Origin of the sequence: Nocardioides caldifontis, from assembly GCF_008087345.1 — a bacterium.
In the GTDB taxonomy this organism is placed as follows: domain Bacteria; phylum Actinomycetota; class Actinomycetes; order Propionibacteriales; family Nocardioidaceae; genus Marmoricola_A; species Marmoricola_A caldifontis.
In genome coordinates this window covers 838,878-856,076 of sequence record NZ_VHIB01000001.1, presented here as the reverse complement: position 1 = coordinate 856,076, position 17,199 = coordinate 838,878, and the positions used below count along the sequence as shown (strand labels likewise).

18 protein-coding genes are annotated in these 17,199 nt (G+C 72.6%); 8 read left to right on the top strand and 10 right to left on the bottom strand.

Annotated elements, in window-relative coordinates:
* Positions 1 to 152 precede the first annotated feature (152 nt).
* The 3 genes from acs (at position 153) to FIP57_RS12215 (ending at position 4,029) form a co-directional block, all read left to right on the top strand.
* Positions 153 to 2,162, top strand: a complete 2,010-nt coding sequence (gene acs, locus FIP57_RS12225) for an acetate--CoA ligase (protein WP_148573748.1) — start codon at positions 153 to 155, stop codon at positions 2,160 to 2,162.
* 186 nt (positions 2,163 to 2,348) lie between these two features.
* Positions 2,349 to 3,560 (top strand): Na+/H+ antiporter NhaA, encoded by a 1,212-nt coding sequence (gene nhaA, locus FIP57_RS12220; RefSeq protein WP_148573747.1) that lies wholly within the window; start codon positions 2,349 to 2,351, stop codon positions 3,558 to 3,560.
* Positions 3,561 to 3,579: 19 nt separating this feature from the next.
* Positions 3,580 to 4,029, top strand: a complete 450-nt coding sequence (locus tag FIP57_RS12215; RefSeq protein ID WP_148573746.1) for a phage holin family protein — start codon at positions 3,580 to 3,582, stop codon at positions 4,027 to 4,029.
* 3 nt (positions 4,030 to 4,032) lie between these two features.
* Here the strand turns inward: FIP57_RS12215 and FIP57_RS12210 are convergent, their stop codons facing one another.
* From FIP57_RS12210 to nth, 4 genes are read right to left on the bottom strand one after another with little or no spacing between them, the layout of a single operon-like run.
* Positions 4,033 to 5,205, bottom strand: a complete 1,173-nt coding sequence (locus tag FIP57_RS12210; protein WP_148573745.1) for a MarP family serine protease — start codon at positions 5,203 to 5,205, stop codon at positions 4,033 to 4,035.
* Complete coding sequence (locus FIP57_RS12205) at positions 5,202 to 6,029, bottom strand: NUDIX hydrolase (protein WP_203231191.1); 828 nt, start codon at positions 6,027 to 6,029, stop codon at positions 5,202 to 5,204. Before FIP57_RS12205 ends, FIP57_RS12210 begins: the two co-directional genes overlap by 4 nt.
* 10 nt (positions 6,030 to 6,039) lie before the next feature.
* Positions 6,040 to 6,639 carry a TlpA disulfide reductase family protein gene (locus FIP57_RS12200; protein WP_148573744.1) on the bottom strand — a complete coding sequence of 200 codons (600 nt, stop codon included), beginning with the start codon at positions 6,637 to 6,639 and terminating at the stop codon, positions 6,040 to 6,042.
* The gene (gene nth / locus FIP57_RS12195) at positions 6,636 to 7,331 is read right to left on the bottom strand and encodes an endonuclease III (RefSeq protein ID WP_338039921.1); all 696 of its coding nucleotides are present in this window, start codon (positions 7,329 to 7,331) and stop codon (positions 6,636 to 6,638) included. The genes FIP57_RS12200 and nth overlap by 4 nt, the downstream gene beginning before the upstream one ends.
* 271 nt (positions 7,332 to 7,602) lie before the next feature.
* Here nth and FIP57_RS12190 point away from each other — a divergent pair, with 271 nt between their 5' ends.
* Positions 7,603 to 8,280, top strand: a complete 678-nt coding sequence (locus tag FIP57_RS12190; protein WP_148573742.1) for a Crp/Fnr family transcriptional regulator — start codon at positions 7,603 to 7,605, stop codon at positions 8,278 to 8,280.
* A 101-nt stretch (positions 8,281 to 8,381) separates the two neighbouring features.
* Here the strand turns inward: FIP57_RS12190 and FIP57_RS12185 are convergent, their stop codons facing one another.
* The 4 genes from FIP57_RS12185 to FIP57_RS12170 are packed head-to-tail and all read right to left on the bottom strand — an operon-like array spanning position 8,382 to position 10,656.
* A complete protein-coding gene (locus FIP57_RS12185; protein ID WP_238993420.1) occupies positions 8,382 to 9,158 on the bottom strand; it encodes an MBL fold metallo-hydrolase in 777 nt (258 codons plus the stop codon).
* Positions 9,155 to 10,042 carry an NUDIX hydrolase gene (locus FIP57_RS12180; protein WP_162529788.1) on the bottom strand — a complete coding sequence of 296 codons (888 nt, stop codon included), beginning with the start codon at positions 10,040 to 10,042 and terminating at the stop codon, positions 9,155 to 9,157. Before FIP57_RS12180 ends, FIP57_RS12185 begins: the two co-directional genes overlap by 4 nt.
* Entirely contained in the window at positions 10,043 to 10,501 is a 459-nt protein-coding gene (locus tag FIP57_RS12175; protein WP_148573741.1) for a RidA family protein, read from the bottom strand. It abuts the gene before it with no gap.
* Positions 10,498 to 10,656 carry a Sp36 family protein gene (locus FIP57_RS12170; protein ID WP_148573740.1) on the bottom strand — a complete coding sequence of 53 codons (159 nt, stop codon included), beginning with the start codon at positions 10,654 to 10,656 and terminating at the stop codon, positions 10,498 to 10,500. The genes FIP57_RS12175 and FIP57_RS12170 overlap by 4 nt, the downstream gene beginning before the upstream one ends.
* Positions 10,657 to 10,707: 51 nt before the next feature.
* On the opposite strand from FIP57_RS12170, the gene FIP57_RS12165 reads away from it, so the two are divergent.
* From FIP57_RS12165 to bagB, 3 genes are read left to right on the top strand one after another with little or no spacing between them, the layout of a single operon-like run.
* On the top strand, positions 10,708 to 11,475 hold the full coding sequence (locus tag FIP57_RS12165) for an alpha/beta hydrolase (RefSeq protein ID WP_148573739.1): 768 nt from the start codon (positions 10,708 to 10,710) through the stop codon (positions 11,473 to 11,475).
* Between the two features lie 3 nt (positions 11,476 to 11,478).
* On the top strand, positions 11,479 to 12,495 hold the full coding sequence (gene bagA, locus FIP57_RS12160) for an ATPase BagA (RefSeq protein WP_238993419.1): 1,017 nt from the start codon (positions 11,479 to 11,481) through the stop codon (positions 12,493 to 12,495).
* Between the two features lie 5 nt (positions 12,496 to 12,500).
* Positions 12,501 to 13,691, top strand: coding sequence for an ArsA family ATPase (gene bagB / locus FIP57_RS12155; RefSeq protein ID WP_148573738.1), 1,191 nt, complete (start codon positions 12,501 to 12,503; stop codon positions 13,689 to 13,691).
* 87 nt (positions 13,692 to 13,778) lie between these two features.
* Here bagB and FIP57_RS12150 read toward each other — a convergent pair whose 3' ends face one another.
* A complete protein-coding gene (locus FIP57_RS12150) occupies positions 13,779 to 14,081 on the bottom strand; it encodes a WhiB family transcriptional regulator (protein WP_148573737.1) in 303 nt (100 codons plus the stop codon).
* Positions 14,082 to 14,448: 367 nt separating this feature from the next.
* Here FIP57_RS12150 and FIP57_RS12145 point away from each other — a divergent pair, with 367 nt between their 5' ends.
* Positions 14,449 to 16,728, top strand: coding sequence for a transglycosylase domain-containing protein (locus FIP57_RS12145; RefSeq protein WP_148573736.1), 2,280 nt, complete (start codon positions 14,449 to 14,451; stop codon positions 16,726 to 16,728).
* Positions 16,729 to 16,740: 12 nt separating this feature from the next.
* On the opposite strand, the gene FIP57_RS12140 is transcribed toward FIP57_RS12145, so the two are convergent.
* Positions 16,741 to 17,199 (bottom strand): GatB/YqeY domain-containing protein, encoded by a 459-nt coding sequence (locus tag FIP57_RS12140; RefSeq protein WP_148573735.1) that lies wholly within the window; start codon positions 17,197 to 17,199, stop codon positions 16,741 to 16,743.

The window sequence follows — 17,199 nt, the reverse complement described above, 5'->3', positions numbered from 1 at the left end:
ACCACCGCGCGGCCACCGGACCTGCCAGCCCGGTGGCCGCGCGGCCCTGTGCGACCGAGCCGGGTCCCATCCCTGTGTCCCACCTCACCCCCACATCCCTAGGCTGACCCTCAGGGGGCGAGACCCAGATCACTGAGAAGACGGAGGCGTACGTGTCGGAGTCGACGAACCAGGAGTCGCTGGCCAACCTGCTCCACGAGGAGCGCCGCTTCGAGCCACCCGCCGAGCTCGCGGCGTCGGCGAACGTGAAGGCGGAGGTCTACGAGGAGGCGGCCGCGGACCGGCTCGCGTTCTGGGCGAAGCAGGCGGAGCGGCTCCACTGGGAGCAGCCGTTCGACGAGGTCCTCGACTGGTCGGACCCGCCGTTCGCCAAGTGGTACGTCGGGGGCCGGCTCAACGCGGCGTACAACTGCGTCGACCGGCACGTCGAGGCCGGCAACGGCGACCGCGTGGCGCTGCACTGGGTGGGCGAGCCCGACGACGACACCCGCGACCTGACCTACGCCCAGCTGCAGACCGAGGTGTGCAAGGCCGCCAACGCGCTCACCGAGCTCGGGGTCAAGACCGGCGACCGCGTCGCGATCTACATGCCGATGGTCCCCGAGGTCGTCATCGCGATGCTCGCGTGCGCGCGGCTCGGCGCCCCGCACACCGTGGTCTTCGGCGGGTTCTCCGCGGACGCGCTGGCCAGCCGGGTCACCGACTGCGGCGCCAAGGTCGTCATCACCGCCGACGGCGGCTACCGCCGGGGCGCGGCCTCCTCGCTCAAGCCCGCGGTCGACGAGGCGTGCGAGAAGGTCGGGGCCAGTGGTGAGCTCAGCGTCGAGAAGGTGCTCGTCGTCCGGCGCACGGGCGAGGAGGTCGGGTGGACCGAGGGGCGCGACGTCTGGTGGCACGACGTCGTCGACGGCGCCTCGTCCGAGCACGCCCCCGAGGCGTTCGATTCCGAGCACCCGCTCTACGTCATGTACACCTCCGGCACGACCGGCAAGCCGAAGGGGATCCTGCACACCACCGGCGGCTACCTCGTCGGCACGTCGTACACCCACTGGGCGGTCTTCGACCTCAAGCCGGAGACCGACGTCTACTGGTGCACCGCCGACGTCGGCTGGGTGACCGGCCACTCCTACATGGTCTACGGCCCGCTCGCGAACGGCGCGACGCAGGTGATCTACGAGGGCACCCCGGACACCCCGCACAAGGGGCGCTGGTGGGAGATCTGCGAGAAGTACGGCGTCACGATCTTCTACACCGCGCCCACCGCGATCCGGACCTTCATGAAGCAGGGCGCGGAGATCCCCCAGAAGTTCGATCTGTCGAAGCTGCGGATCCTCGGCTCGGTGGGCGAGCCGATCAACCCGGAGGCCTACGTCTGGTACCGCGAGACCATCGGCGGCGGCCGCTGCCCGGTGGTCGACACCTGGTGGCAGACCGAGACCGGCCAGATCATGATCAGCCCGCTGCCCGGCGTGACTGCGGGCAAGCCCGGCTCGGCGATGACCCCGCTGCCCGGCATCTCGGCCGAGGTCGTCAACGACGAGGGCCAGCCGGTCGGCAACGGCGGTGGCGGCTACCTGGTGCTCACCGAGCCCTGGCCGGCGATGCTGCGCACGCTGTGGGGCGACGACCAGCGGTTCAAGGACACCTACTGGTCGCGGTTCAAGGACGTGTACTTCGCCGGTGACGGCGCGAAGCTCGACGACGACGGCGACATCTGGCTGCTCGGCCGCGTCGACGACGTCATGAACGTCTCCGGCCACCGGTTGTCCACGACCGAGATCGAGTCGGCGCTCGTCTCGCACCCGAAGGTCGCCGAGGCGGCGGTCGTGGGGGCCAAGGACGAGACGACCGGCCAGGCCGTCTGCGCCTTCGTGATCCTGCGCGAGTCGGCGCTGGAGTCGGGCGAGGAGGCCCCGGACTCGCTGATCCAGGAGCTGCGCAAGCACGTGCAGAAGGAGATCGGCGCGATCGCGAAGCCGCGGCAGATCATGGTCGTACCGGAGCTGCCGAAGACCCGCTCCGGCAAGATCATGCGCCGCCTGCTCCGCGACGTGGCCGAGCACCGCGAGGTCGGCGACGTCACGACGCTGGCCGACTCGACGGTGATGGACCTGATCTCGAAGGGGATCGACTCCGGCTCCTCCTCCGGCGACGAGGGCTGAGCCCCGTCGAGCCGCCCTTCGTGGCGCGGCTGCTGCTGTTGAGCCGCCCTTCGTGGCGCGCCACGAAGGGCGGCTCGACCACACACGCACGTCCCAGGGGGCAGCACCGGGTGGATAGGGTGGCCGACGGTGTGCCGGGAAGTCTGGTCGGCGTGAGCTGACCCCTACCGCCACCGGAAGGCGCCTGTGAGCGACAAGCGGCTGTTCCTGCCCACCTCCACCTCCGACGAGGAGAGCTTCCTCGGGAGGCTGCTCCGCCAGGAGACCGTCGGAGGTGCCGTCGTCCTCGTGGCCGCCGTCGTCGCGGTGGTCTGGGCCAACTCGCCCTGGGGTGACGCCTACGAGTCGCTGCGCCACCTCGAGATCGGCCCCCTCGACGTCGAGCACTGGGCGGCTGACGGAGCGCTCACGCTCTTCTTCTACGTCGCCGGGCTCGAGCTCAAGCGCGAGTTCGTCGTCGGCTCGCTGAGCCGGCCGGCCGACGCGCTCGTCCCGATCGTCGCCGCGTGCGCCGGCGTCGCGGTGCCGGCGATCATCTTCGTCACCGTCAACTCGGTCGCCGAGGACGGCAAGCTGCACGGCTGGGCGATCCCGGCGGCGACCGACATCGCCTTCGCGCTCGCCGTGCTCGCCGTCGTCGGCAGCCGGCTGCCCAGCTCCCTCCGCGCGTTCCTGCTCACCCTCGCCGTCGTCGACGACCTCGTCGTGATCGTGATCATCGCGGCCTTCTACACCTCCGAGCTCCACCTCGACGCGCTGCTGGTCGCGCTGGGGCTGCTGGTGGTCTTCGCGCTGCTGCAGAAGTACCGCGGCGAGTCGTGGCTCTGGTACGTCCCGCTGTCGATCGCGATCTGGTGGTTCACCCACGACAGCGGCATCCACGCGACGATCGCCGGCGTCGCCATGGGGCTGCTCACCCGCGTCAAGCCCGACCCGGGCGAGGGGAAGAGCCCGGCCGAGCGGCTCGAGCACACGCTCACCCCGCTGTCCGCCGGCGTCGCGGTCCCGTTCTTCGCCCTGATGTCGGCGGGCGTCGCCGTCGAGCTGGGCTCCGACCTGTTCACCGACCCGGTCGTGATCGGCGTGGCCGCCGGGCTCGTGCTGGGCAAGCCGATCGGCGTCATGCTCGGCGCCTGGGGCGTCACCAAGCTGACCCGCGCCGAGCTCAACCCCGACCTCTACTGGCGCGACGTCGTCGGGGTCGCGGTGCTGGCCGGTGTCGGGTTCACCGTCGCGCTGCTCGTCGCCGACCTGTCGTACGACGGGGTGGAGGCCGAGCACGCCAAGACCGCGGTCCTCGGGGCGTCGGTGGTCGCCGCCCTGCTCGCCTCCGCGGTGCTGCACCGGCGTACCCATGCCCGCGGGCTCGCCGAGCACAGGTTGTTCCGCCGCGGCTGACGTCCCCTAGGCTCACCCCATGAGCGACCGGACCAGCACCGCCTCATCCGTGACGCGCACCGGGGCCACGGCCGCGGCGCGGCCGCAGGGACCGGAGGAGGAGCCCTCGATCGGCCAGCTCGTCGCCTCGGCGAGCCGCGACGTCTCGACGCTGATCCGCCACGAGATCGCGCTGGCCAAGTCCGAGGTCAAGGTCAGCGTCAAGGCCGGCGGGCTCGGCATCGGGCTCTTCGCCGCCGCCGGATTCGTGCTGGTGCTCGGCGTGATCATGCTGTCGGTCGCGATCGCCTACTTCCTGCACATGACCGGGATGCACCTCGCCTGGTGCTTCCTGATCGTGTTCGCGCTCTACGCGCTGCTCGCCGGGGTGCTGGGGTTCGTCGGCTACCGCTCGGTGCGCAAGGTCCGCGCACCCGAGCGGGCGATCCACCAGGCGCAGGAGACCAAGCGGGCGCTCACCAACCGGTGAGCCTCAGGTGCAGGTGAGCGTGTCGACCGCCGAGTCGTTCTCGCGCCCCTGGGCCGCCGCCCCGGCGACCTGCTCCGCGGTCAGGACGTAGCCGGTCGACCGGTCCTTCACCGACGCGGCGAACACCACGCCGAGCACCCGCCCCTCCGGCGACACCAGCGGCCCGCCGGAGTTCCCCGGCCGGATCGTCGAGCGGACGGAGAACACCTCGCGGACGACCGTCCCGTTGCCGTAGATGTCGGGGCTGCGGAGCCGCTGCTCGGCGCGGATCCGGGCGCCCTGCACGTCGTACGGGCCGTCCTCGGGGTAGCCGAGCACCGCGCCCGGGTCGGGCGCCTCCCCGCCGAGGTCGAAGGAGAGGTGGGGCAGCCCCAGGTCCTCGACGGCGAGCACCGCCACGTCGATGTCGGGGTTGTAGTAGACGACGGTCGCCTCGGCCTCGCCGTCCTCGGTGAGCACCCGCGGCCGGTCGACCCCGGCGACGACGTGGGCGTTCGTCATGATCCGGTCGGGCTGGTAGAGGAAGCCGGTGCCCTCGACCCCCTGGTCGCAATTGTTCTCGCCGTGGATCTTGAGCACGCTCGCGGCCGCGGCGCGCACCTGAGGGTCGGTCGCGATGCCGCGGGGCGGCGGCCCGACCTGGACGATCCGCTCGGGCGCGAACGGCTCGAGGTAGCGCGGGAAGAACGACGACCCGACGACCCGGTTGAACGAGTCGAGCGCCTGCACCGCACGGGCCGGCATCACGTCGTTGACCTGGCGCAGCACCTGCGAGTCGCGCACCTGGTCGGAGACCCAGGGCAGCCGGGCACCGCTCACCGCGACGCCGAGCGCCCAGGCCACCACCAGCACCGCGACGACGCTGAGCGCGGCGCCCCCGACGGCGTCGACCGCTCGGACCGGCTGCCAGGTGATGCGGTCGCGGATCCGGGCGCCGACCAGCTGCAGCAGCGCCTGGCCGAGCGACGCCCCGACGAGCACGATGAAGAGCGCGCCGAGCGAGACCCAGACCGAGGGCTCGACGTCCCCGAGCAGCTGCGGCGAGAGCCAGATGCCGAGGAGCCCGCCGATCAGCAGCCCGCCGGTCGCGAAGGCGCCGGTGATGAACCCCTGCCAGTAGCCGGAGACGGCGTACGCCAGGAGCAGCACCAGGAGGATGACGTCGAGCCCGTTCATGGCTTGTGCTCGCGGTCGACGTCGACCGTCCCGGAGGGCGGCTCGTCGGCGTCGTAGGGGTCGGGGATCAGCCCGGCGGCGACCGGGTCGAACTGCTCGCCGGCCGGCACCTCGATGCCGAGCTGCCTGGCGACCCGGTTCCAGTCGATGTGCTGCTCGGGGAGCGGGCGCTCGACCGAGCGGTCCCACGGGCGGGTCCACCCGACGTAGTCGAAGAGCGCGTTGATGACGCCCGCGGTGAACCCCCACAGGAGGACGTCGCGGTCGGGGCCGATCATCCAGCCCGGGCCGTTCCACCCGAGGGGATGGCGGACGGTGAACCGGTTCGCCGGGTCGAGCAGCTCCTCGATCGGGACGCGGAAGACCGCGTGCACCTCCCGCGGGTTGGTGACCGCGATCGGGCTCGGGTGGTGCCAGTAGCCGAGCACCGGCGCGACGGCGAAGTTGCGGGGCGGCAGCCAGAGCCGCGGCAGCACCGCGAAGACGTCGACGCCGTCGGGGTCGAGCCCGGTCTCCTCGTGCGCCTCGCGCAGCGCGCCCTCGACCGCGGTCTCGCCGGGGTCGAGGGAGCCGCCCGGGAAGGAGACCTGGCCGGGCTGGGAGCGCATCGTGTGGGCGCGCTCGGTCAGCAGCACGTCGGGACCCTCGGGTCCGTCGCCGAAGAGCACCAGCACGGCGCCCTCGCGCGGCCGCGGCTCGGTGGGCGGGACGAACGCGGTCAGGTCCTCCGCGGCGATGGTGCGCGCACCTTCGCGCAGCGGCTCGAGCCAGGCCGGGAGTGCCGGGTCCGCGTCCTGGTGGGGCGGGTCGGAGGCGGCGGGCACGCAGGGCAGCCTATCCGGCACGCACCATGACCCCGGTGTGCTGCGCCACCAGGTCGGCGAGGTCGTCGTAGCCGTCGAGCTGCCCCCGCTTCGTCGTGACCACGCCGTCGCCGGAGACGAAGTAGACCAACGGCAGCCCGCGGGCCCCGTCGTCGAGCTCGGCGTCCACGTCGGCCACCGACGGGAAGGTCACGCCGAGCGCAGCGGCGAGCTCCAGCGCCCCCTTCGGCTGCAGGTCCTGCCAGTCGAGCCCGAGGACGGTCAGCCGGTCGCCGGCGCCCTCGTGGAGCCGCTGGTACCACGGCAGCTCCTTGCGGCACGGCATGCACCACTGGGCCCAGACCGCGACGACCGCGGGCCCCTCGAGCCGCTGCAGCTGCACGTCGGGGCCCCCGCCGAGGCAGGGCAGCGTGACGTCGGGCAGCGCGGGGGTGCCGGGGCCGTCGCCGAGCCGCGGGCACTCCTCGATGCCGGCCTTCTCGCGGATCGACCGGAGCTCGGGGGTGTCGACGGCGACGTCGGTCGACGGGTCGGGGGCGGTGATCGACGGGCCGCCGCTGCATCCGGTCAGCAGCACGACCGCGGCGCACAGCAGGGCGGCCAGCCTCATGCGCGGCCCTCGGTGCGGACCAGCTTCGCCGCCTTCTCCGGGTCGGTCGGGCCCTCGCCGTACGACGGGCACCAGCGCGCGACCGTGCAGGCACCGCAGGCGGGGTTGCGGGCGTGGCAGACCCGCCGGCCGTGCCAGATCAGGTGGTGGCTGAGCCGCGTCCAGTCCTTGCGCGGGAACAAGGCGCCGACCTCGTGCTCGACCTTGACCGGGTCCTTGTCGGTCGTCCAGCCGAACCGTCGCGCGAGCCGGCCGAAGTGGGTGTCGACGGTGATGCCGGGGATCCCGAAGGCGTCGCCGAGCACGACGTTGGCGGTCTTGCGGCCGACACCGGGGAGGGTGACGAGCTCCTCGAGCTTGCCGGGGACCTCGCCGTCGTACCTCTCGACGAGGGCCTGGCTGAGCTTGAGGATCGACTCTGTCTTGGCGCGGAAGAACCCGGTCGGCTGGACGATCCGCTCGACGTCCTCCCGGTCGGCCGACGCGAGCGCCTGGGCGTCGGGGTAGCGCCGGAACAGCTCGGGGGTGACGGTATTGACCCGCTTGTCGGTGGTCTGGGCGCTCAGGACGGTGGCGACGAGCAGCTCGAACGGCGTGCGGAAGTCGAGCTCGGTGCGCGCGTCGGGGTAGGTCTCCGCCAGCACCCGGTCGATCTTGCGGGCCCGGCGGACCAGGCTGCGGCGGTCGGGCAGCGCGGCCGGCTCGGGCGGCTCGGGCGGCTCGGAAGCGGTGGTGGCGGGCACGCAGCCAGGGTACGAGGGGCCGCCGACAGCCCGGCGCGGCTGACCGGCCCAGGCGCGCGTGCGACCTTGCGGCGGCCTCGCGGGACGCTCAAAACGACGGGCGATTGTCTCGGGCTCACCTGCATGGGGCAATATGTCACTCGACACACCTCCGTCGGGGAGATCGGAGGGGTACCCAGCAGCCCACCGGGCCGACCGGGCTGCACGACGAGGAGGTTTCGTGGACACCGACGTGCTGCGCCAAGCACCGCTCTTCAGCGCGCTCGACGACGAGGCCGCTGCTGCGCTCCGCTCGTCGATGAGCACCGTCAAGCTGCGTCGCGGCGAGGTGCTGTTCCACGAGGGCGACTCGGGCGACAAGCTGTACATCGTCGCCGACGGCAAGGTGAAGCTCGGCCGCACCTCCGCCGACGGCCGCGAGAACCTGCTCGCGATCCTCGGGCCGGGCCAGATGTTCGGCGAGCTCTCCCTGTTCGACCCCGGCCCGCGCTCGGCGACGGTCACCGCGGTCACCGACACCTCCTTCTTCTCCCTCTCCCACGACGACCTGCTCAAGTGGCTCGAGGGCCGCCCGGGCGTCGCCAACGGGCTGCTGTCCCAGCTCGCCTCGCGGCTCCGCCGCGCCAACGACGTCGTCGCCGACCTGGTCTTCTCCGACGTCCCGGGCCGTGTCGCCAAGGCGCTGCTCGACCTCGCCGACCGGTTCGGCCGCACCGCCGACGACGGCGTGCACGTCCACCACGACCTCACCCAGGAGGAGCTCGCCCAGCTCGTCGGGGCGTCACGCGAGACGGTGAACAAGGCGCTCGCCGACTTCGCCTCCCGCGGGTGGCTCCGGCTCGAGCCGCGGTCGGTCGTGCTCATGGACATCGAGAGGCTGGCCCGCCGGGCCCGCTGACGCCCGGGGGTCGCTTTCCCAGGGTGCCCTGGGTTGCTGGTGCTCCCCATCGACCGTGGCCCATGGGAAGGAACGGTTTCCCAGGGCACCATGGGAATTCGTCAGCCCCGGAGGTGCTCCAGCTGGGCGCGGACCGACAGCTCCGCCGCTCCCCAGAGAACCGGGTCCACGTCGACGTACACGTGCTCGACGACCTGCCGCGGTGACGCCTCCTCACCCAGGACGCGCAGCGCCTCGCGGACCTGCTCGAGCCGCTCCTGCCGGTGGGCGAGGTAGAAGTCGAGCACCGCGAGCGCGTCGTCGATGACCGGCCCGTGGCCCGGCCAGACGGCCTGGGCCTCCTGCGCCTCGGCCAGCGCGTGGAGCCGCTGGAGGGAATCGAGGTAGGCGCCGAGCTTGCCGTCGGGGTGCGCCACGACCGTCGTGCCGCGGCCGAGCACCGTGTCACCGGTCAGCACCGCGGCCTCGGCGGGGAGCAGGAACGACAGCGAGTCGGCGGTGTGGCCGGGGGTGCCGACGACGTGCACCTCGAGCCCGTCGACGGCGACCACGTCACCGTCGTGGAGCCCCTCGCCGCCGTAGCGGTGGGTCGGGTCGAGCGCCCGGACGCCGCAGCCGACCCGTTCGGCGAAATTGCGCGCTCCCTCGGAGTGGTCGGCGTGGCCGTGGGTCAGCAGCACCACCCCGACTTCGCCCGCGACCGACGCCACCGCGGCGAGGTGCGCCTCGTCCAGGGGCCCGGGGTCGACGACGACCGACCGGCGCGCGCCCGGCTCGCGGAGCACCCAGGTGTTGGTGCCGTCGAGCGTCATGATCCCGGGGTTCGGCGCCAGGACGCACTGCGCCCGCTGCCCGAAGGAGCCGCCGGCCCAGCTCACCGGCCGGCGGCCTTCATCGCCGCGACCCGCTCGCCGAGGGCGACCAGCCGCTCGGGCAGCTCGAGGTAGCCGCCGGCCTCGTCGACCTGCATCTCGGGCCGGATCGGGCTGCGGTCGCGACCGTCGGCCGAGGCCAGCGCGTCCGTGGTCGAGGTGAACTCGAAGAGCTCCAGGCAGGTGGCGTACGTCGGCGGCAGCATCGCCAGCCGCCCGGCGTCGACGGCCTCCAGGATCTCGCGGACCGGCATCCAGACCACGTGGTCGGACTCGGTGGAGACGTCACGGGTCACCTGGCCCGCGGGGAGCTGCGCCACGAAGAAGCGGGTGTCGTAGCGCCTCGGCTCGAACACCGGCGTGACCCATGAGCCCCACCAGGCGAGCAGGTCGGTGCGCAGGCTCAGCCCACGCCGGTCGAGGAAGTCGGTCAGCGACAGGTCGCGGGCCTCCATCCGCCGCCGGTCGGTCTCCCAGTCCTCACCGGTGGTGTCGTCGACGACGGTGTCCGCGGTCGGCCCCGCGAGCAGCACGCCGGATTCCTCGAAGGTCTCCCGGACCGCGGCGCAGACCAGCGCACGCGCGTGCGACTCGGAGGTGTCGAGCAGCGCGGCCCACTCCGCGGGCGATGGGCCGACCCACGCGACGTCGTGGTCGAAGTCGCGGGGGTCCACGCCGCCACCGGGGAAGACGCAGAACCCGCCGGCGAAGGCCATCCCGGTCGTGCGGCGGAGGAGGTAGAGCTCGAGCCCTCCCGGGAGCCCGTCACCGTCGCGGACGAGCACGACCGTGCTGGCGTCCTTCGGCTCGACCGGCTGCCGCGTGCCGTCGGCGAACGCCCGGGCCTGCTCCACGAGGTGGTCGGGGAGCTGGCGGACCGTCGGATCCACTCAGCCGACCTCCACGATCATCTCCACCTCGACCGGGGCGTCGAGCGGCAGCACCGGCACGCCGACGGCGGCCCGTGCGTGGCGCCCGGCGTCGCCGAACACTTCACCGAGCAGCTCCGAGGCGCCGTTGGCGACGGCGGGCTGGCCGGTGAAGTCCGGGACCGACGCGACGTACGCGGTGACCTTCACGACCTGGCGCACCTGCTCGAGCGGCACCTGGGTGCGGATCGCGGCGAGGGCGTTGAGCACGCACTGCTGCGCGCAGCCGAACGCCTCCTCCGCGGTGACCGCACCGCCGACCTTGCCGGCGGCCATGAGCTCGCCGGCGCGGAACGGCAGCTGCCCGGAGGTGTACACGTAGCTGCCCGAGCGCACCGCCGGCACGTAGGCGGCGACCGGCGCCGCGACCTCCGGCACCTCGAGCCCCAGCGCGGCGAGCCGCTCCTCCGGGGTGCTCATGACTGCTTCGGCCGCTTCATGTAGGCGACCAGGTTCTCCGGATTCATGCCCGGGACGACCTGCACCAGCTCCCAGCCGTCCTCCCCCCAGTTGTCGAGGATCTGCTTGGTCGCGTGGACCAGCACCGGCACGGTCACGTACTCCCACTTCGTCATGGCGCGACTCTAGGCCAACCGGCCGACAGGGCCCGAGGGGAGACTGGCCCCGTGACCCCGCCCCTGGAACGGACCGACCCGCTGCCCGACGCCGTCGTCCGCTACGCCGACCACCCCGACGGCCTGATCGACCTCCACCTGCCCTCCGGGGAGCCGGTGGGCACGGTCCTGCTGGTGCACGGCGGGTTCTGGCGGAGCGAGTACGACCGCACCCACACCCGCCCCGCGGCCGACGCGCTGCGCCGGGAGGGGTTCCTCGTCGCCACCCCGGAGTACCGCCGCACCGGCGCCACCGGCGACCGCGCGGGCGGCTGGCCGACCACCGGTGACGACGTCCGCCGCGCGGCCCGCATGCTCCCCGAGCTCCTGACCGGCCTGGGGCTGCCGGTCCCGGGAACGACGTACGCCGTGGGCCACTCGGCCGGCGGCCACCTGGCGCTGTGGCTGGCCGCCGAGGGGGTGCCGCTGGACCGGGTCGTCGCCCTCGCCCCGGTCGGCGACCTGCGCGACGCCTTCGAGCGCGACCTCGACGACGGCGCGGTCCGGGACCTGCTGGGCGGGAGCCCGGACGAGGTGCCGGACGCGTACGCCGCCGCCGACCCCGCGACCCGGCTGGGGACCGACCCCGGCACGGAGGTCGTGGTCCTGCACGGCACCGCCGACGTGCAGGTGCCGATCGGCAACAGCCGCTGGACCGAGGCGCTCCCGCACGTCGGGCTGCGGGTCCTCGAGGACGTCGACCACTTCGCGCTGATGACCCCCGGGACGCGGGCGTGGACGGAGGTCGTCGCGGCGGTCCGGGGCCCGGCTACGTTGTAGGTCGTGAGCGAGGACAGGAAGCCCGACTGGCCGGGCGTGGCGCTGCACGTGGTCACCGGCAAGGGCGGCACCGGCAAGACCACGGTCGCCGCCGCGCTGGCCCTGGCGCTGGCCTCGAAGGGCAAGAAGGTCCTGCTCTGCGAGGTCGAGGGCCGGCAGGGGATCGCCCAGCTCTTCGACGTGCCCCCGCTCCCCTACGAGGAGCGGAGGATCGCCCAGGGGCCGGCCCAGGGCGACGAGGACGGCGGCGACGTCTACGCGCTCGCGATCGACGCCGAGTCCGCGATGGTGGAGTACCTCCAGCTCTACTACCGGCTCGGCGGCCGCACCAGCCGCGCCCTCGACCGGTTCGGCGTCATCGACTTCGCCACCACGATCGCGCCAGGGCTGCGCGACGTGCTGCTGACCGGCAAGGTCTACGAGGCCGTCGAGCGGAACTCGCGGAACAAGAAGGCCCGCCGGTACGACGCCGTGGTGCTCGACGCCCCGCCGACCGGCCGGATCGCCCAGTTCCTCAACGTCAACGGGGAGTTCGGGGACCTGGCACGGGTGGGGACCGTGCGGGGGCAGACCGAGCGCGTGATGGGGCTGCTCAAGTCCCGGCGCACCGCGGTCCACCTGGTGACGGTCCTCGAGGACATGCCCGTCCAGGAGACCGCGGACGGCATCGCCGAGCTGCGGGCCAGCGGGCTGCGGGTGGGCGGCGTGGTCGTCAACCTGACCCGCCCCAAGGCGCTCGACGACGAGGCGCGCGACGCCGCCATCGCCGGGCTGCTGCCCCGTGCGCAGATCGAGGAGGACCTCGCCAAGGTCGGCGTCGACGTCACCCCCGAGCTCCTCGAGGGGCTGCTCGAGGAGGCCCGGTCGCACGCCGAGCGCCGGAGGCTGGAGGACGAGCAGCGCGAGCGGATCGCGGCCCTCGAGGTGCCGACGTACGAGCTGACCCGGCTGCCCGACGGCATCGACCTCGGCGGGCTCTACGAGCTCGCCGCCGACCTCCGCGACCTAGGGATGGCGTGACGCCGATGAGCACCCGGACGAAACCCCGCGTCGGACCGCTGGCCTCCCGGCTCGGCACCTCCCCCCACCTCGACGTCGACGCCCTCCTCGACGACCCGAGCACCCACGTGGTCGTCTGCTGCGGCTCCGGCGGCGTCGGCAAGACGACCACCTCGGCCGCCCTCGCGTTGCGGGCCGCCGAGCGCGGGCGGAAGGTCGTGGTGCTGACCATCGACCCGGCCCGCCGGCTCGCGCAATCGATGGGGATCGAGAGGCTCGACAACGTGCCCCGGCCGGTGCCCGGGGTCGTCGGCTCCGCCGGCGGCTCGCTCGACGCGATGATGCTCGACATGAAGCGCACCTTCGACGAGGTGGTCGAGGCGCAGGCGAGCCCCGAGAAGGCGCAGGCGATCCTGAGCAACCCGTTCTACGTGACCCTGTCGAGCTCGTTCGCGGGCACGCAGGAGTACATGGCGATGGAGAAGCTCGGCCAGCTCCGCCAGGACGCCCGGAAGAGCGGCCGGTGGGACCTGATCGTCGTCGACACCCCGCCCGCCCGGTCGGCGCTGGACTTCCTCGACGCCCCCGAGCGGCTGTCGGGGTTCCTCGACGGCCGGTTCATCCGGCTGGTGCTCGCGCCGGCGAAGGGGCCCGCGCGGCTGATGACCGCGGGGGTCGGCGTCGTCACGAACACGATGGCCAAGGTCGTCGGCGCCCAGGTGCTCAAGGACCTGCAGATGTTCGTGGCCGCGTTCGACACCCTCTTCGGCGGGTTCCGCAACCGTGCGCAGCAGACCTACGAGCTGCTGCAGACCAAGGAGACGGCGTTCCTGGTCGTCGCGGCCCCCGAGGCGGACGCGCTCCGCGAGGCGGCGTACTTCGTGGAGCGGCTCGACGCCGACCGCATGCCGCTCGCCGGGCTCGTCGTCAACCGGGCCACCCCCGCGCTGGACGGCCTCTCGGCCGAGCAGGCCGTCGCGGCGGCCGAGCGGCTGGAGCCGGCGTCCGGCGACGGCGACCAGGACGGCAGCCGTACGACGGCGGGGTTGCTGCGGCTCCATGCCGACCGGGCCCGCCGGGTCGACCGCGAGCAGCGGATGCAGCAGCGGTTCCAGGCGGCCCACCCACGGGTGCCGACCGTGGTGGTGCCGGCGTTGTCGACCGACGTCCACGACCTCGACGGGCTCCGCGAGGTGGGGCGGCTGCTGGCCGGCTGAGCTCTCCCGAAGCCCGGTCGACCGGCAACCGCCCCGAAGCGGAGGTCGTTTCCTCATCAGGCGGCTTCCCCACCGCCTGGTGGGGGGTCAGGCGGAGTGCGCCGCCTGCGGCCGGCCGAGCGCCTCGGCCTGGGCCGCCTCGAGCAGCCGACGCCACGAGGTGACGTTCGGACGCTTCCGCAGGACCGCGCGCCGCTCACGCTCGGTCATGCCGCCCCACACGCCCCACTCGATCCGGTTGTCGAGCGCCTCGGCGAGGCACTCGGTCTTCACGGGGCATCCGGCGCACATCGACTTGGCCCGGTTCTGCGCCGCGCCGCGCACGAACAGGTCGTCGGGGCGTGACTGCTTGCACTGGGCAAGGGTCGCCCAGTCTTCGTTCCACGTCATCTCGTGGTTTCCCATCTCAGCTTCCTGCTCTCCCAAACAGGCTGAGGAGTCGCTCTCCCAGGGCTCCAACAGTAAAGAGGTCAACCGTTTGCGCACAGGTACGGAGGGAGGAAATGCATTTAGTCATTCCGGACTACCCCGAATATCCATACGGGGACCAAACGGGACGAATCGGACACGGAACGGCCCAGAAACGACACTGGTGTGACTTGTGAGGTGCCTGGGACGGGCGATTCGGGACCGTCCCTGGTCACATGGGGCTAGCCCTTCCTCGAGCCCCGCCCGCATTTCGTCGAATGCCAATAATGTAATTCCGGCCGCTTCCGGATCCCCGAGGAGCCGGGCGCGGTCCCGTACGCTGTAGGTCATGCCCCGCACGTCCCCTGCGACCGTCCTGTCCCACCTCGGCGTCATGGTCGCCGTGGCCGCCGTGATGGGCCTCCTGGTCGCCGGCCTCGCGATCCCGTTCGCCGCCGTCGCCGGCCTCGGCGCGCGCGACGTCGCCAAGGGGATGGACGCCCTGCCGAGCGAGCTCACCGCGGAGCCGCTGGCACAGCGCACCCGGGTCCTCGCCTCCGACGGCAGCGTGCTGGCCACGTGGTACGACCAGAACCGCCAGAACGTCTCGCTCGACAAGGTCTCGCTGATCATGCGCAAGGCGATCGTGGCGATCGAGGACTACCGCTTCTACCAGCACGGCGCGCTCGACCTGAAGGGCACGCTGCGGGCCTTCGTGACCAACCAGGCGAACGACGACGTCGTGCAGGGCGGCTCGTCGATCACCCAGCAGATGGTGAAGCAGACGCTGGTCAACCAGGCGAAGACCAAGGAGGAGCTCGCCGAGGCGACGGCGGACACCTACGCGCGCAAGTTCCGCGAGCTCCGCTACGCGATCGCGTTCGAGGAGGAGTACAGCAAGGACTGGATCCTCGAGCGCTACCTCAACATCAGCTACTTCGGCGACGGCGCCTACGGCATCGAGACGGCGGCCCGCCACTACTTCTCCAAGCCGGCCCGCAAGCTGAAGCTCCACGAGGCGGCCCTGCTCGCCGGCATCGTGAAGAACCCGAGCGCGTTCGACCCGACCAACAACGCCGGCGAGGCGAAGGCGCGGCGCAACACCGTCCTCGCCCGGATGGCCCAGCTCAACGTGATCTCGGTCAGCGAGGCGCGCAAGGCGTCCCGCCGCGGCCTCGGGCTCAAGGTCGACCCGCAGCCCAACGGCTGCGTCGGCGTCAACGGCGAGTTCTTCTGCGACTACGTCCGCGAGTACCTCAAGCTCGACCCCGCCCTCGGCGACAGCCGCGCCGAGCGCGAGCGACTCCTCGAGACCGGCGGGCTGACCATCGAGACCACGCTCGACCCCCGGATGCAGCGGGCAGCCGACGACGCCCTCGCCGAGTACACCGACCCGACCGACAACGCGATCGGCGGCCTCGCGATGGTCGAGCCCGGGACGGGGGCCGTCAAGGCGCTCGCCCAGTCCCGCCCGATGGGCGCCGACCGCTCCAAGGGCCGCACGTTCCTCAACTACGTCGTGCCTCCGGAGTACGGCGACGCCAACGGGTTCCAGGCCGGCTCGACGTTCAAGGCGTTCGTGCTCGCCGCGGCCCTCAAGCAGGGAATCCCGCTGACCGAGTCGATCAACTCGCCGCAGACCGTCGACATCTCCCCCAGCGAGCTGCAGACCTGTGACGGCACCCTGGCCAGCAACGACACCTGGTCGCCCGGGAACTCGACCGGCAGCGGCACCTACAACCTGATCACCGGCACCCGCGAGTCGGTGAACACCTTCTTCGCCCAGCTCGAGGCCCGCACCGGGCTCTGCGACCCGGTGACGATCGCCCGGCAGATGGGCATCGACGTCCCCGAGAACGACGTCGTCGGGCCGTTCACCCTCGGGGTGACCAGCACCAACCCGCTCGACATGGCGGCCGCCTACGCCACCTTCGGCGCCCGCGGCGAGTACTGCGCCCCGCGGCCGGTCAGCCGGATCCTCAGCTCCTCCGGCAAGGTGCTCGCGGAGTATCCCGACGAGTGTCGCCGACTGATGTCGACCGCGGTCGCCGATGCCGTCAACGAGGTGCTCCGGGGAGTGCAGGAGCCCGGCGGGTTCGGCTACGGCGCGGGGCTGGGGCTGAGCCAGGACTCGGCCGCCAAGACCGGCACCATCCAGGACAACATGTCGGTCTGGTACGTCGGCTACACCCCGAACCTCTCCACCGCGTCCATGCTCGCCGGCGCCAACTCGCTCGGCCACTGGGTCACGCTCAACGGGCAGACCGTCGGCGGCCGCTACATCGGGAGGGCCTTCGGCTCCACCCAGGCCGGCCCGATCTGGGGCGAGGCGATGCAGGCCATCGACGACTTCCTCCCCGACGTCGACTTCGTCGAGCCCGACACCAGCGCCCTCTCCGCGGGTCAGCCGGTGACCGTCCCCGAGGTCGGCGGACTCTCCCCCGAGGAGGCCGCGGAGCGGATCCGGTCGGTGGGGCTCGTGCCCGAGGTCGGCTCGTTCGCCAGGTCGACGTACGACGAGGGGACGGTGGCCGACACCGCCCCGACCGGCGGCGCGGTCCTCGGCACCGGCACGCCGGTGGAGATCCTCGTCTCGAACGGCAAGCCGCCCCGCGAGTCCGAGGGCTGACCCGCCGCCGACTCAGCCGAGCTGGCGGCGCACCTCCGCGGCGACCGCGCCACCGTCGGCGCGCCCCTTCAGCCGGGGCTGCAGGACGCCCATGACCTTGCCCATCCCGCGCATGCCGAGCTCGGCAGCGCCGGTCTCCTCGACGGCCGCGGTGACCAGGTCGCGGATCTCGTCCCCGGTCAGCTGGGCGGGGAGGTACTCCGCGATCACCTCGGCCTCCGCCCGCTCCTTGGCGGCGCTGTCGGTCCGGCCGGCGTCCTCGAACGCCTGAGCCGCCTCACGGCGCTTCTTCGCCTCGGAGGTGAGCACGCCGAGGACGTCGTCGTCGCTGAGCTCGCGGGCCTGCTTGCCCGAGACCTCGAGGTTCGTCACGGCGGTGAGGACCATCCGGAGCGTCGAGGAGCGCAGCTCGTCCCGGGCCTTCATCGCGGAGGTGAGGTCGCTGCGCAGTCGGTCCTTGAGGTCACCCAT

Bases quoted from the DNA above. Each gene is read 5' to 3' on its own strand.
- FIP57_RS12215 (WP_148573746.1), top strand. From the start codon at position 3,580: ATGAGCGACCGGACCAGCACCGCCTCATCCGTGACGCGCACCGGGGCC.
- FIP57_RS12210 (WP_148573745.1), bottom strand. From the start codon at position 5,205: ATGAACGGGCTCGACGTCATCCTCCTGGTGCTGCTCCTGGCGTACGCC.
- FIP57_RS12200 (WP_148573744.1), bottom strand. From the start codon at position 6,639: ATGAGGCTGGCCGCCCTGCTGTGCGCCGCGGTCGTGCTGCTGACCGGA.
- FIP57_RS12175 (WP_148573741.1), bottom strand. From the start codon at position 10,501: ATGAGCACCCCGGAGGAGCGGCTCGCCGCGCTGGGGCTCGAGGTGCCG.
- FIP57_RS12170 (WP_148573740.1), bottom strand. From the start codon at position 10,656: ATGACGAAGTGGGAGTACGTGACCGTGCCGGTGCTGGTCCACGCGACC.
- bagB (WP_148573738.1), top strand. From the start codon at position 12,501: ATGAGCACCCGGACGAAACCCCGCGTCGGACCGCTGGCCTCCCGGCTC.
- FIP57_RS12150 (WP_148573737.1), bottom strand. From the start codon at position 14,081: ATGACGTGGAACGAAGACTGGGCGACCCTTGCCCAGTGCAAGCAGTCA.
- FIP57_RS12145 (WP_148573736.1), top strand. From the start codon at position 14,449: ATGCCCCGCACGTCCCCTGCGACCGTCCTGTCCCACCTCGGCGTCATG.
- FIP57_RS12140 (WP_148573735.1), bottom strand. From the start codon at position 17,199: ATGGGTGACCTCAAGGACCGACTGCGCAGCGACCTCACCTCCGCGATG.